At 36.0% G+C, this 15,630-nt stretch carries 11 protein-coding genes and 1 pseudogene; 1 reads left to right on the top strand and 11 read right to left on the bottom strand.

Annotation, left to right across the window (positions count from 1 at the left end; all coding sequences use genetic code 11):
- Positions 1–534: 534 nt before the first annotated feature.
- A pseudogene (locus tag J3U66_RS10470) lies at positions 535–1,094 on the top strand (NADAR family protein).
- 40 nt (positions 1,095–1,134) lie between these two features.
- Here J3U66_RS10470 and J3U66_RS10465 read toward each other — a convergent pair.
- The 11 genes from J3U66_RS10465 to aroD all read right to left on the bottom strand — a co-directional run bounded on the left by J3U66_RS10465 (position 1,135) and on the right by aroD (position 15,494).
- Positions 1,135–1,494, bottom strand: a complete 360-nt coding sequence (locus tag J3U66_RS10465; RefSeq protein ID WP_267334106.1) for a hypothetical protein — start codon at positions 1,492–1,494, stop codon at positions 1,135–1,137.
- Positions 1,495–1,681: 187 nt separating this feature from the next.
- The gene (locus J3U66_RS10460) at positions 1,682–2,476 is read right to left on the bottom strand and encodes an ABC transporter ATP-binding protein (RefSeq protein ID WP_267334107.1); all 795 of its coding nucleotides are present in this window, start codon (positions 2,474–2,476) and stop codon (positions 1,682–1,684) included.
- A complete protein-coding gene (locus J3U66_RS10455; RefSeq protein ID WP_267344516.1) occupies positions 2,469–3,422 on the bottom strand; it encodes an ABC transporter permease in 954 nt (317 codons plus the stop codon). Before J3U66_RS10455 ends, J3U66_RS10460 begins: the two co-directional genes overlap by 8 nt.
- A 61-nt stretch (positions 3,423–3,483) precedes the next feature.
- Positions 3,484–4,461, bottom strand: coding sequence for an ABC transporter substrate-binding protein (locus J3U66_RS10450; protein ID WP_267334109.1), 978 nt, complete (start codon positions 4,459–4,461; stop codon positions 3,484–3,486).
- Between the two features lie 278 nt (positions 4,462–4,739).
- On the bottom strand, positions 4,740–5,699 hold the full coding sequence (locus tag J3U66_RS10445) for an ABC transporter substrate-binding protein (RefSeq protein WP_267334110.1): 960 nt from the start codon (positions 5,697–5,699) through the stop codon (positions 4,740–4,742).
- 150 nt (positions 5,700–5,849) lie between these two features.
- The gene (gene fdhE / locus J3U66_RS10440) at positions 5,850–6,758 is read right to left on the bottom strand and encodes a formate dehydrogenase accessory protein FdhE (protein ID WP_267348911.1); all 909 of its coding nucleotides are present in this window, start codon (positions 6,756–6,758) and stop codon (positions 5,850–5,852) included.
- A gap of 104 nt (positions 6,759–6,862) precedes the next feature.
- Positions 6,863–7,558, bottom strand: a complete 696-nt coding sequence (locus J3U66_RS10435; RefSeq protein WP_267334112.1) for a formate dehydrogenase subunit gamma — start codon at positions 7,556–7,558, stop codon at positions 6,863–6,865.
- Positions 7,551–8,525 carry a formate dehydrogenase subunit beta gene (gene fdxH / locus J3U66_RS10430; protein WP_323849464.1) on the bottom strand — a complete coding sequence of 325 codons (975 nt, stop codon included), beginning with the start codon at positions 8,523–8,525 and terminating at the stop codon, positions 7,551–7,553. The genes J3U66_RS10435 and fdxH overlap by 8 nt, the downstream gene beginning before the upstream one ends.
- A 14-nt stretch (positions 8,526–8,539) precedes the next feature.
- Complete coding sequence (fdnG, locus tag J3U66_RS10425; protein ID WP_267344519.1) at positions 8,540–11,608, bottom strand: formate dehydrogenase-N subunit alpha; 3,069 nt, start codon at positions 11,606–11,608, stop codon at positions 8,540–8,542.
- Between the two features lie 291 nt (positions 11,609–11,899).
- Positions 11,900–14,329: a glycerol-3-phosphate 1-O-acyltransferase PlsB gene (gene plsB, locus J3U66_RS10420; RefSeq protein ID WP_267348910.1), complete on the bottom strand. Its 2,430-nt coding sequence runs from the start codon at positions 14,327–14,329 to the stop codon at positions 11,900–11,902.
- Between the two features lie 400 nt (positions 14,330–14,729).
- On the bottom strand, positions 14,730–15,494 hold the full coding sequence (aroD, locus tag J3U66_RS10415) for a type I 3-dehydroquinate dehydratase (RefSeq protein ID WP_267334115.1): 765 nt from the start codon (positions 15,492–15,494) through the stop codon (positions 14,730–14,732).
- Between the last annotated feature and the right edge of the window lie 136 nt (positions 15,495–15,630).

Here is a 15,630-nt window from a genome sequence, read left to right as displayed (position 1 = left end):
CGAACTCAGAAGTGAAACGCCGTAGTGCCGATGGTAGTGTGGGTATTACCCATGTGAGAGTAGGGTGCCGCCAGACTTTTAAATTAGCGCGAGAGCCCAGCAGAGATGCTGGGCTTTTTTGCTTTTTATGGTTAAAATGTAGATGATAAATGACACAGAGGGTCGATGATTTTGAAATTATTACCCCGTTTTAAATGTAGCTAGATATTGATTTACTAAGCACTATGTTATTTATTATTTTTATAAAATAAGAAGATCTCAATTTCCTCTGTTTTTGCTAATCAAAAATTAAGTTATCTATTTTAATTTTCATTTTTTATTCAACTTGTTTAGTCATATCTCAATTAATCTAGGTATTTATTATCGAGTTATACTTCTTGATTTATTTAATGTTAATTTATGCTTTATTTTCTATGCGGTTATGATTCACTCAATATTTATAAGCGGTAATATTAGCAAGCTAATTCATGTGTTTAATTGTTACTATAAAACATAATTATTATAATATGTTAATCTAGAACAAAGGAACGCACTATGGATATTTACCAATTATGTCAACGTTATAGCAATGGAGAGCGTTTCAAATATCTATATTTTTGGAGCCATAAACAGAAGGAACCCGCATCCATTATTACCAAGTCCTGTTTTAGTCAATGGTATCCAAGCCATTTCAACATTGACGGTATTGATTATGCAACGGCTGAGCATTATATGATGGCAGAAAAAGCGAGATTATTTAACGATCAAAAGATGTTACAAGATATCCTAAATGCAAATAATCCTGGTTTGGCTAAGGCGCTTGGCCGTCAAATAACAGGATTTATACCTGAAATATGGGAAGAGCAGTGTTTATCTATCGTTATTAAAGGTAACTTAGCCAAATTTTCGCAAAATCAACAATTAGCTAATTTTTACTAGCTACTCAACAACGTATTTTAGTTGAAGCGAGTCCAGTTGATAACATATGGGGAATCGGTTTATCCCAAGATGCCCCAAATATTGATAATCCATTAACGTGGTGTGGCAAAAATTTGTTAGGGTTTGCGCTAATGATAGTCCGTGAAAAATTATCTACGTGTTTTAAACACAGCTAAAAAAGCCCAATTAATATTGGGCTTTTTAATTCAATAATCATTAATTTTGTGCATTATTTTCTTGGGTGTTGGTTTCCGGTGTTTGTTCTGTTTGTGGTTTTTGAGTATTATCATTCAATTCAGGCAACTCACTAATAGAAACATGCACACTATATTGTTTTCCTTTTTCTTCAGGAAAAAATGTTGTAATTTTTTTGATGGTTTCTTCTGGATTATTGCTAGTAATTGTAATATCCAACAACGGTTTTTGGTGATTTAATGGTAAGTGGTTTTTACCGTGGAATGTTTTAGTATTTTGATTTGCTTCAGCTGCTGTATTTTCTGCTGATTTGATCGGTTCGTTGGCAAAAGCAGTTGAGGTTAATGTGATAAGTGCTAAAGATAATAGTGTTTTTTTCATATTTTCTCCTTAATAAAATAGCTGTTTTTACTTATTATTGATGAATATAAACAAGTAATTTGTGTTCATACTATACGATGTTTGGAGAAAATGTGATAGGAAAAAATAAGATACTAAACGCGTATAGAAGGATTCTTTTGAGTAAAGAAAGCAATATTTTAATTAAAAATATTGCTTATCATAATTATTAACCTAAAAGTAGGGCATCGTCAGTGACTTTTTCGCCTCGTGTTTTTTCAAACATATCTAATAAATCAGTAACGGTTAGTTTATCGCGTTGTTCTCCTGAGACATCAAGTACCACCTGCCCTTGATGAAGCATCACTGTTCTATTACCATATTCTAAAGCTTGTTTCATTGAGTGTGTTACCATTATTGTTGTTAAACGGTTTTTAGAAACAATATCATTAGTTAGTTCTAAAACAAATTGTGCTGTTTTAGGATCGAGTGCAGCAGTATGTTCATCAAGTAATAATACTTTTGAAGGTTGTAATGTTGACATTAATAAACTCACTGCCTGTCGCTGTCCACCAGATAGCAAACCCATCATATCGGATAATCGATTTTCAAGCCCTAAATTTAAAGTAGCTAATTTGTCTTTAAATAAGATACGTAGTTTACGGTTTAGCGCTGGTGATAGGGTAAAACGATGTCCACGGTTGTAGGCAATAGCGAGATTTTCTTCGATAGTTAAATTCTCACAAGTCCCTACCATCGGATCTTGAAATACTCTAGCAACCATACCCGCTCTTTTCCATGCTGGCCAACGCGTAACATCTTGTCCATTTATAATAATACTACCTGAGTCAACAAATAAATCGCCACTAATTACATTAAGTAGTGAGCTTTTTCCCGCACCATTACTTCCTATAATAGTAACAAATTCTCCCTCACTAATATTAAGATTTAATCCGCGTAATACATGATTTTCAATCGGCGTACCCTGATTAAAAGTTAATTGCAATTCTCCAACTTTAATCATGTTTACTTCCTCTTTTCTTTGAATGCTTTTTTAGCTGTTTAGGTAGAACTAAAGCAAGCACAACTAATATTGCAGTAATAAGATTTAAATCTTCTGTACCTACACCTATATTTTGTAAAAATTCGTTACTTAGGGCAAAGGCAATAAATAATCGATACAAAATAGAACCAAAAATAACCGCAAGCATGACAGCCCAAATGCGTTTAGTTGGAAATATACTTTCACCAATGATAATAGAAGCAAGTCCAATAACAATTGTTCCCACACCAATGGTGATATCAGAACCCCCTTGAGTTTGCACAAACAACGATCCACCAAGTGCAATTAGACCATTTGATATAGCCATGCCTAAAATAGTTATCCCTCCTGTCGGAATACCTTGAGATTTGGCCATTCTTTGATTTGTTCCGGTTGCTCGTAATGCTAACCCCATCTGTGTGTTTAAAAATAAATTTAGTATTATCCAAAACACAATGACAAATCCTAATACCATCAATGGTTGGACGATATATTGATTACTGTAATCTTCGGTAATGAAAGGCGAAAATATTGTTCTAGCATCCAATAAAGAGAGGTTAGGCGAACCAGCCATTTTAGGTGTTTCACCCATGATATAAGGTCCAATACCTAAAATTCGTAAATTGATCGAGTAAAGTCCAATCATAACAATAATACTAGAAAGTAACTGTAATATATTGAGTTTGACATACAGTATGCCTGTCATTGCACCTGCAATACAACCAGCAAACATACCTAATAACGTAGCTATCCAAGGATCGATACCGATATAGATACATAATCCACAAACAGCACCGCCAAGTGGAAAACTGGCATCGGCAGTAAGATCAGGAAAATCAAGTAAACGGAATGAGATAAATACACCTAAACTAACCAGTGCATAAATAAGTCCAATTCCAATTGAGCCTAATAAAAATTCAAAAGACATGAAAACGATCCATTAAAAGTAACCGCCAAAGTTGGCGGTTAGGTGTTGAAAGAGTAAAAAATTATTTTTCGACAACTTTTGCTGCAGATTTTAATACATCTTCAGATAATGTCACGCCTTGGCGTTCTGCAGCTTTTTTATTAATTGTTAATTGGGTAACATTACCAATTTGAGGTGGAATATCACCTGGTTTTTCTCCATTGAGTATACGAATGACAATTTTACCAGCTTGTCGACCTAGATCGTAATAACTCATACCCAAAGCGGCAATCGCGCCTCGCTCAGCAGAATCGGGATCGGATGCCAATAAAGGAATTTTACTTTCATTAGCAACTTTGGCTAAAGCTTCATAAGCGGAAACAACATTATTATCGGTTGTTGTATAAATCATATCAACTTTACCCTTTAAGCTTCTAGCTGCAGTTGAGATATCAGAAGTCCGCTGGGCTGGGGCGGCAATAATTTTCATTCCGCGTTTATCTAAAGCCACTTGCAATGCTTTAAGAACAATTGTTGAGTTCACTTCACTTGGGCTATAAACGTAACCAATATTTTTTGCATCAGGTTTAATCTTTAACATCATTTCTATTTGAGAATCTAATGATAGCGCGTCAGATACACCTGTGACATTTGTTTTTGACGCTTCCCAACTTGGCGTTAATTTTGCAGCGACAGGATCGGTAACTGCTGTGAAAACAATCGGAATCGTTTTCGTTGTTGCAACTAACGCTTGCGAGCTAGGTGTGGCAATTGCCACAATAGCATCGGGTTTACTTGCAGCAAACTGTTTAGCAATTTGGGCAGCATTAGCACTACTACCTTGTGCGCTGGCAAATTGTAATTTCAAGTTTTTACCTGCAATATAACCACTCTCTTTTAATTCATCTTCAACCCCTTTACGAACATTGTCTAATGCTGGGTGTTCAACAATTGCAGTGATAGCAACGTATTTTTGTTCATTTTGTGGCTCTGCCGAAGATAAAAAAGCGACTGCCGATAAACCGAGTAGCATACAAATTTTTATAATAGAATTACGCATATGAGTACTCCTGTAATATTTTTTTTACAACCAAACTGAATATTCAGTTACTATAAAGCAAAACTGAATAAATATCTACACTGAAAAATAGTTATGAGTGTAAATATTTCATTACAAGTTAAGTGCAAAACTTAATTATTTTCTCTAATCTTAGTTATTATCTATAGATGATGATTAATTATATATGTTACATTCTATATTGAATATCAATGAGTTTTTGCATGATTATTGCTCACTATAGTGAGCAATATTGTGAAGAAATTTATTGTAGGAATTAGCTATTGCCCAATAACTTTATAAGCAGATTGGATAACGTCGGTTGGTAACGTAATGCCTTGTTTTTTAGCCGCATCAAGGTTAATCACTAACTGTAATGCTTGCCCTATTTCGGGAGCAATGTTACCTGGTTTTTCGCCCTTTAATATTCTAACCACAAGTTTTCCCGATTGTCGACCAACATCGTAATAACTCATACCATAAGCGGCGACGGCTCCTCGCTCTATGGCATCAGGAAATGATGCTAAAAGTGGAATTTTATTTTCATTCGCAAATTTAACTAACGACTCATAGGCTGAAACGACATTGTTATCGGTAGTTGTATAGATTAAATCAACTTTACCTTTTAACGTATTTGCGGCTGTTGAAATATCTGCTGTTCGCTGTGCGGGAACTGCAAAAAGTATCATATTTTGTGCGGCTAGCTGTGTTTGAAGATTTTTTAATACAACAGTTGAGTTAATTTCACTTGGGCTATAAATATAACCAACTGACTTCATGTTAGGAACGATCTTCTTCATAAAATCAATTTGTGGTCCAATTTCTTGGTAATCAGAAACACCGGTAATATTGGTACCTGTAGGCTGCCAATTTTTAACTAATTTAGCTGCAATCGGATCGGTAATGCCAGCAAAAACGATTGGGATTTGTTTAGTCGCTGCCGCAGTTGCTTGGGCACTAGGTGTGGCAATAGCAACAATCACATCAGGTTTTGCCGCGACAAATTGCCGTGCTATTTGAGCTGCTGTTGCACTGCTACCCTGTGCACTTTTATATTGCACAGTTAAATTCTCATTTAATTTAAAGCCACTATTAGTTAACTCATCTTTTACACCATCACGAATTTGATCTAATGAGGGATGTTCAACTATCGCGGTAATAGCTACATTTTTTATCGAATCGGCAAAACTAAAAAAAGGCGTAAGTAAAAACAATATTATCAATAAAATAAAGCGCTTCATAAAATACACTCATCAACTAGTACAATAGTGTCATTCTAGCGTTATTAATAAAAAAAGTTAAGTTGTATTTATAAAATCCTCAAAAATGTAAGTTATATTAGAAATCTAGCTTAGATAACTTTAATGAATAACGCTTTTACACTTGGTTTTTTATTGGGCAAATATAAATGGGTTTATCCCACTTTTGGCATATCCTTCTTCTTCAGTTTTAATATCTAATATTAAGGAAGCAATATCGTCAGCAACGATTTCAATGTGAGGATCTTTATCTTGATCTAAAATTTTTAAGTAACTGTGACAAGCATCACAACACTCCGTTTTTGTTGCAGCTAATTCATTATCTAATGAAAAGTATTGAATATCTTTCATATTGTCACAGCTAGTACATTTTATTCTAGGTACATACCATTCGCTTTCACATAAACTGCAATGTAAATATCGTAAACCATTATTACTACCTAATTGGATAATACTGGCAACAGGCATACTATTACAGACTGGACATAGCCAATTTTTATCTGTGCTTTCTGCTATCGCTTTACCTTTAACTTGGCTGGCAAGTTGGCAGTAATAAACCGATAAAGCAGACCAGATAAATACTGCTTCATTCCCTGCTACACATTCAAACTCACCATTGAGTAAATGAAGTGCTTTTTCTTGTAATTGTTGTGTACTATTTTGTTTCAGCTGGTGTATAACTGAAGTAACTTGTTCGGTTGTGTTAGTCATTAGCGTGAATAACTGATTTAGATAATCTTGCCAAAAGGTCGATAAAGGAAGATTGGCTAAACTTAATGGCGGATATTCACTGTTTTTGATGTTTACAATATCAATATTAATTGGATTGTGTTTAACTAAATTAGCTTGTTGCTCTGCTATTGCTGCACAAAAGTTAAGATAATCACTGAATGTGCTTTTTGCGGCTAACTCTTTTAGTCGTTTTGCACGACGAATATACAGTGTTTTAGGTGAGGGATAAAATAATAATGGAATTTGCCTAATAACAGAGTTTATAGTTTGTTGTTCAAGTTGCTGCTGAGGGATGATTTTAATACTCATTATTAATGACCATAATTATTATTTTATCTAAATCTTAATGCCAAATTAGCTTATTCCGCTGATCAGTATCAGCGGAGATTAGGCGTTTAATCTACAAAGTTTTATTAAGCGGGCTTTTGTTCTATTTTAGTCGATTGAGCTTCTTTAGCTTCGGTACTTGTTTTAAGTTCTTCTTGGTATATTTTTGACATTTCTGCTTCATACCAAGATGAATGATTTTTTCGTGCCCAAGCACGTGAAACGTAGCCTGTTATCATTCCTTTAATCGAACCTTTAACCCAAATTGCCATATAAGCATGGCCAATAGCAAGTAAGATTAAACAAATTGCCGCAAAAGAATGGAAAAAGATAGCTAAACGAACAATTGGTATTGGAAAGTAATCAGAAACATATCGGCGCCACATGATCATTCCTGTCACAAATAACACAAAAATTAAACTCATAATGCACCAAAATAGAAACTTTTGACCCACATTATATTTGCCAATAGGAATACCTTCTTCTTTACCCATAATCACTTTTTTGAAGTTTTTTATCCAGATAAGATCATTCTTATTAGGAATATTATGGTGAGCCAGTTTTACAAACATAAACATTAAAAGGACAAACACAATGCAGCCAATAATTGGGTGTAATGCCCTAACTAATTGCGGGGTACCAAGCACTAATCCAAATAACTTTATTGAAGGAAAAAATAATGACAGTCCAGATAGTGCAGTTAAAATAAACAGACATACCATACACCAGTGACAGAAGCGAACAATAAGTGGTGTTCTAAGTATCATGCCTTTCTTATTCATGATGGCTCTCCTGTTGTGATGAATTTGCTGTATTTTTTCGTGAAAAAGCTGGCAAACCTAGTCGTTTTCGGGCTTGTGCATCAGCCTGTTTTTCATGTTCAATGTCTTCTTCATCCACTTCAATTGCGCCAACACCCATATAATGGAACAATAAACCTCCAAATGTTGCAACAAACGCAGCAGCTGAAAGTGGCTTCCATGCACCTTTCCAGAATTTAACAACTTCGCTAATATGTGGATCTTTTGGTAAACCATGGTATAGCTCAGGTTGATCAGCATGATGTAAGACGTACATAACATGAGTTCCCCCTACACCTTGAGGATCATAAAGACCTGCGTGTTCAAAACCGCGTTTTTTCAAATCTTCGATTCGATGTTCTGCATGGCGAATCATATCTTGCTTTGTACCAAAATGGATAGCGCCAGTTGGACAGGTTTTAACACAAGCGGGTTCTTGACCAACCGCTACGCGATCGACACATAAAGTGCATTTGTAAGAATGATTATCTTCTTTACTGACCCGAGGAATATTAAATGGACAACCCGCCACACAGTAACCACAACCAATACAATGCTCTGATTGAAAATCAACAATTCCATTCGCATACTGTATGATTGCACCTTCAGATGGGCAAGCTTTTAAACAACCAGGATCGGCACAGTGCATACAACCATCTTTACGAATAAGCCATTCAAATTTACCATTGACTTCAACTTCTGAATAGCGCATTACCGTCCATGCTTTAGGTTCTAAATCTGCTGGATTATCATATACGCCGACAGTATGACCAATTTCGGCTCGCAAATCATTCCATTCGCTACAAGCGACTTGACATGCTTTGCAACCAATACACGTAGTTACATCAATTAATTTAGCCACTTCTTGTTGATAATCTCGAGCTCGTGGAGCCGGAGTTAATGCATTTGTTGCAGAGCGGCGAATAATATCTTGAGTTTGTAATGACATAATTTTCCCTCCTTTTATGCCGCAGTGGTAACTTTCTCGATATTGACTAAGAATGATTTATATTCTGGAGTTTGTGAATTAGCGTCACCTAAATGTGGCGTTAATTCATTCACTAAAAATCCTTTCTTAGTCTGACCTGTGAATCCCCAAACGATCGGAATTCCAATGGTTTCGATTTCTTTACCATCAACAGTCAATGTTGGAAGGCGCTTAGTCACAACCGCTTTAGCCTTAATATAGCCTCGGTATGAAGTGACTTTTACGGTATCGCCAAGTTTAATACCTTTTTTATTGGCTAGATTTTCACTCAGCTCTATAAATTGTTCAGGTTGAGTAATTGATGCTAGTCTTGCATGCTGAGTCCAAAAATGAAAATGTTCGGTAATACTATAAGTCGTACCCACATAAGGAAATTGTTCAGCATTACCTAATCGCGCTAAATCCTCTTTAAATGCACGAGCCACAGGACTACTAATTTGACTTGGGTGCAGAGGATTGGTCGTAATAGGTGTTTCAAATGGTTCATAATGTTCAGGGAATGGTCCATCAACTAGTCGATTTAAGCAAAATAGTCCACCTAAACCATCATTATTCATGATAAAAGCACCCGCACCAGTGCTTGGTGATAAGGTTGCGGTAAAGTCAGGTACATCATTTCCTACCCAACTTGAGCCATTCCATTTGACTAAAACGCGTTTAGGATCGTAAGGTTTACCATTTTCATCTGCTGATGCGCGGTTATACAAGACTCGTCGATTCATTGGCCACGCCCAAGCCCAACCAGCATGAACGCCTTTACCTGATGGATCGCTAGGATCGCGTCTTGCCATTTGGTTACCTTGTTCTGTCCAGGAACCACAAAAGATCCAAATACCTGAAGACGTAGTTCCGTCGGCTTTTAATTGGGAAAAACCGCTTAATAACTGGCCTTTTTTAAGTATGACATTGCCATTAGCATCGGTTAAATCTGCTAATGCTCGACCATTACACTCCTTGGATAACTCTTCGGCAGCTGGACCTTCAGGGTCTTGATAATCCCAAGTTAAATTATCGATAGCTTCATGGTACGCACCACCTTCTTCGGCATATAGCTCTTTTATTCTTAAGAAGATACGTGCAATAATTTCTGGATCATATATTGCTTCATAAGGTGGTCTTGCCGCTGCCCAATGCCATTGTAACCATCGAGAAGAGTTTACAATGGTGCCATTTTCTTCTGCAAAGCAGTTTGATGGTAATCTAAAAACTTCTGTTTGGATTTTACTTGGATCGACATCATTAGATTCACCGTGGTTTTTCCAAAATTCGGCTGTCTCTGTTGGCATTGGATCAATGCTTACCAAAAATTTTAGATTGGATAAACCTTCACGAATACTGTTTTTATCAGGTAGCGCTGCAAGTGGATTAAACCCTTGACAAATAAAGCCATTAGCTTGTTTATCACGCATCATCTTACTAAATCTTAAAACATCATACGTTTTGTCCCACTTAGGCAACCAATCAAAACCCCAATCGTTCTCTTTTGTTGATTTATCGCCGTACATTGACTTCATAAAACTGACAAAGAATTTTGGATAATTGCCCCAAAAGTTAACTTCGCTCGGACCAAGCGGTTTGGGTGTTTTTTCTTCTAAATATTGTGCGAGCGTGATTTGTGATTCTTTTGGTAAATCAAGATAAGCAGGTAAACGGTTAGATAATAAACCGACATCAGTTAAACCTTGAATATTGGAGTGACCACGTAAGGCGTTAATTCCGCCGCCCATTACACCAATATTACCTAAAATAAGTTGTATCATAGCTGCAGTGCGGATAATTTGTGAACCATAAGTATGCTGAGTCCACCCTAAAGCATATAAGAACGTCGCAGCTCTATCATTAGTTTTAGTACTGGCTAAAGATCGGCAAACATGTAAAAAATTGTCAATAGGACTGCCGGTTACTTTATTGACCATTTCAGGTGTATAACGACTAACATGTTGTTTTAATAGGTTCCAAACACAACGAGGATGACTCAGTGTTTTATCCCTGAGGGCATAACCATTTTCATCTTTTTGATAGGCCCATGTTGTTTGATCGTATTGGCGGTTAGATGAATCATAACCACTAAATAAACCGGTATTGGTATCAAAATTGAAATCATCGCGTACGAGTAAACTTGCATTACTGTGGGTTACCAAATATTCAAAGTTGACTTCGTTATGGGTAATTAAATAATTAATCACACCCAGTAAAAATGTGATATCTGTTCCTGAACGAATTGGGACATAATGGTCAGCAACAGAAGCCGTTCGATGAAAACGCGGATCGATGGCGATCAGTTCTGCTCCGTTAGTAATTTTGGCTTCAATAGCCCATTTAAATCCAACTGGATGGGCTTCAGCTGCATTTCCCCCCATGACAATAACGACATTTGCGTTTTTGATATCATTCCAGTTATTTGTCATTGCGCCGCGTCCAAAAGTGGCCGCTAGGCTTGATACAGAAGGACCATGACAAACCCTTGCTTGGGTTTCAAGGCTTAACATGCCTAACGCACGCGCCACTTTAAAAGCTAACCAACCCGTTTCATTGCTTGCTGCCGATGTGACAAGCCAACCGGTAGTTGTCCAGCGATTAACCGTTGTACCTTTCTCATTTTTTTCGATAAAATTTTTATCTCGGTCAGCTTTCATCAAACGCGCAATGCGATCAATGGCTTCATCCCAACTAATACGTTGCCATTTATCTGAGCCCGGTGCGCGATATTCCGGATATTTAACCCGTTGCTCACTTTTAATATAATCAAGGACACCGGCACCTTTTGGGCACAGTGAACCACGACTAACAGGATGATCAGGATCGCCTTCGATATGAAAAATAGACGATTCGGCATTTTTGGCGCCATCTCCACGGCTGTAGAGTAACATTCCACATCCAACCGAACAGTAGGTACAATTATTACGCGTTTCTTTTGATTTGATTAATTTATATTGGCGAGTTTGTGCGAGTGCTACAGTTGGCGCTAATCCGAGTGTAGCTACCGTTGTTCCTGCCATACCACCAGCACAGATCTTAAAGAACTGTCTACGGTTCAATAGCATATGAACTCCTTAAAAAAGCTGACATTACATTATTTGATTTATTATGTTTGAGGCTATAAACATCCCTATTTATACTAATAATAATCGTTTATTTAATAGAAATAAAGGAAAAAACGGAAATGAACTGACAAAGTTTGACATAGGTCAAAAAAGACAAAAATAAAGGTTTTAAGCTTAGTAAAAAAGATATAAAAAAATTATTTTTTGAAATAAGCTTCAGAAAAGTATTCGATATAAATCTTTATTTTTACTTAATCGTAATCATTGATTTTCTGAAACTTATTGACTATTTTATTGAGCTACTAAAGGATTTATCTCATCTATAGTTTGCATCACTCTTGCCGTAATCAAAGGTTTAAGCGTTTCATGCATACTGGCAATTTTAGCTAAATTAGCACCACCTTGATCATCTAAATAACCTTGTTCACGTAGTGAGCTGACTAATGTAGCAAATACGCCTTTATCAAAAAATTCTGGGGCATTAATACCATGTAAAACCGATAATCTTTCGGCAATAAGCCGCCCTTCTTTTTCTAAAGTAGCACGACTAATAGACGGATCTTTTTGTAACAAAGAAAACGCAATCATATAGCGCTGCAAAGTATCTTTTGAGGATGAAGCAAGTAATTGTAATGCTGACATTTTTAAATAATTTAAGGTTAATTTATCAGGTGAATAACTAATTAAATTTAACTCAGCGTAAGTTTCAATGATTTTATTCACATATTGAGTAAGTTGTTCATCATTATGATAAAGAAATAGCTCTGATTTGATTAACGGGAATAATAATTTGATTTGATTAATCACTTCTTCTGAAGAAATCCGATTATGCTTTATTAAAATTCTGGCAACTAACGCTGGGATGATTAGCAAATGCTGGATGTTATTACGATAATACGTCATTAGCACGGCTTGCTCTGTTGTTAAGCCAACCATTTCACCCACTTCATCTGTTGTAATCACAAATTTTCCCATTTCTTTAGCGTGTTCAAACAGCTCTTCTGGCGTTTGATCGGGAATGGTTATCAAATCGGAATAAGGGATTTTCTTTAACAATTTTAGAAGATAGTCGATGTGTTCAAGTAGTCTGACTTTAGTTAACGCTCGTTGATCTGCGGCCAATAGTATTGAACAACATAAATTCATCGCATTAATTGCTGCTGACGCATTAATCCGTTCCATAATTTGCTTGGCGAGTAAATTGGTTGTAGGCGTTAACCAGTTAGGGCGAACTGTGCCTGTTGGCTCGATTGCGTCACGCCACTCAGGTATCTGTTGGTTTAAAAATTGATTAAGCAAAATAGGGTGACCAAAGTTGACATAGCCAAAACCTAACTTTTTCAATTTTAAGAAAGCTTTAAGTGTATGCCATAAGCTTTCTTTTTCTTTTTGTGCGCCGCGTAGTTCATTGGCGTAAGTTGCGACTTCTAAAACATGTTCATAACCTATATACACAGGTACAACCGTAATTGGTCTTGCATCACCACGTAACAATGTTTGTACTGTCATCATTAACATGCCTGTTTTAGGATCAAGTAATCTACCTGTACGTGAGCGTCCACCTTCAATAAAATATTCAACAGCGTAACCACGGATAAACAGTTCGGCTAAGTATTCTCTAAACACTGCTGTATATAACTTATTTCCTCTAAATGAGCGACGAATAAAAAAAGCGCCAAGTCGTCTAAATATTGGACCTGCAGGCCAGAAATTCAGGTTTATACCCGCTGCTATGTGTGGCGGGACTAATCCTTGTCGGTAAAGTACGTAGGAGAGTAATAAATAATCCATATGACTACGATGACAAGGCGCATAAACAATCTCATGCCCATTTTGTGCCAGTTCACGCACAGGATCTGCATTGGTGACTTTCAGCCCTTGGTAAAGTTTATGCCAAGCCCAAGTAAGAACAAAGTCTGTCACTCTTAGCATACGATAAGAGAAATTAGCGGCAATTTCGTTTAAATTGGCTAATGCATTTTTTTTAGCTTTATCTAAGCTAATATTTTTACTTTTTGCTTCTTCTTGTATCGCTTCGGCCAGTCTTGGACTATTTAGTAACTTATTTAGCATCTGTTGCCGAACGGGTAATTTGGGACCAACTGATGCCATTCGTAGTTTTGCAAAATGAATACGTGCTACCCGAGCTAGCTTATGTGCTAAAACAGAAATATCTTGTTTATCATCAAATTCGATAGTCTTAAGTGAAACTGTTTTAGAAAAACGAGTATAACAATCACGCCCAGAAATAATAATCTTAAACAATTTATAGGTTGCACCTAATACTTGTAGTGAAGGCATTTTTTTGCCTTCTTTGTCTGGTCGGCGCCCAAACATAACCGAAACGGGCAACATTTGTATATCAAGATTAGGATTTTGTTGATGAGCCGAAATATAATCTTTTAAAATTTCGATGGTTTTATTTTGTTGGCGATTGGATGCAAAAATACCAGGACCTTTGTCGATATAAATGTAGGCTGGTACAGTTTTACCATTAACCTCTATACTATCTAAAGGGTCGGGTAGCTTATATTGTAAGCATAGTGACCGAACTACCATTAAGTCGATTTGTGAATTATACGGTAGTACATATAAAACAGGTCGGTGCGTATCTAAACCTAGTTCTGTAATTGGATCTGTTGGAATCGGTTTACTTTTGACAAAAAGTTTCACTAGGATCTGGATAAGAAAAAAATAAGCTTTTGTCCACCAAGAGAACATAAAAAAATAAACCTCATACTTTTGTGTTATTGATATACTTTAATCTCTTTAATTTTTAACTTATCAACCAAACTTAAAATAAGTATGTTGTTGGTAAAGCTAAATAATGCATCTTTAACACCAGAAAAGAGCAATGTATTGAGTATATACTTGTTAGCATTTTATCGTTAGTTAATTTGCACAATCTTTAGACCGTATTATTTTAATAACTTAAAAGATAAGTTATAACGATATTATCCAGTATTATAAATATTTATTAATCATGACACTACGAATAAATTGATTTTTTGTTATTACTTATTAAAAACAATGTAAAATTTGCCCCTATCTTTATGAAGCTAGGTAGTCTAAGTGTCTGCTATTCATAGGAATGAATCTTACATTTTATTGCATAATGGAGCTATTGTTTACAGCGATATAACACATCTAAGATATAACGCAATTGTTTAACATCAAGCTGTCCGGGGGCTGATGCATTTTTAGCCGCACCAAATGTCATTGCTGAACCAAATATTGTGCCAGCTATTCGACTAATTGCGCCAAGACCAGCCATTGACATAGTGATAATTGGTTTAGTGGCATACATTTCATTCATTTCGGTGGTGGCGGCAAGAAGTGTTAATACATCTTCAGTCTTTTTGGGCATAACCGCAATTTTAGGGATATCTGCACCTAAATCTTGCATTTTACGTAATCGATAAATAATACCGCTTTTAGTCGGTGTTTTTTCAAAATCGTGATTTGAAGCCACAACAAAGACATTATTTTTATGGGCAACATCGATAATTTCTTTAACATAGCTATCACCAATAAACACCTCAACGTCAATTAAATCAACTAAACCGCTTGATGCCATTGTTTTATTTAACTCAACATAAGCACTTAACGGCCAAGGTTTTACCCCCCCTTCATTTGCAGTTCGAAAGGTAAATAAAATCGGTTTATTTGGTAATAAATCAGCCATTTTTTTTGCCATGGCCTTTACCGAGTCGAGATTATCAACGTGACAATAATGATCGGCACGCCATTCTAAAACATCAAAATCGATATCTTGTAGATAGGTAATTTCTTCAAGCAGTTCTTCTTCAGTTTTACCAACTAGTGGCACAATGATTTTAGGGGCACCTTTACCTATCTCTATATTTTTTATAGTAATTGTTTTCATGTCATATCCTATTAGCAATAAATTTTTATTAATAGAAAGTAATAATGTATCGCTTTTCTTTGATATTAAGTCAGATAGCAATTTGAAGCTCAATAAATTGATACTATCTTTTTTTAGTCATTTAAATCGTTATAAT

This window comes from Gilliamella sp. B2969, from assembly GCF_026536195.1.
Lineage (GTDB): Bacteria > Pseudomonadota > Gammaproteobacteria > Enterobacterales > Orbaceae > Gilliamella.
This window is presented reverse-complemented; position numbering and strand designations above follow the sequence as displayed.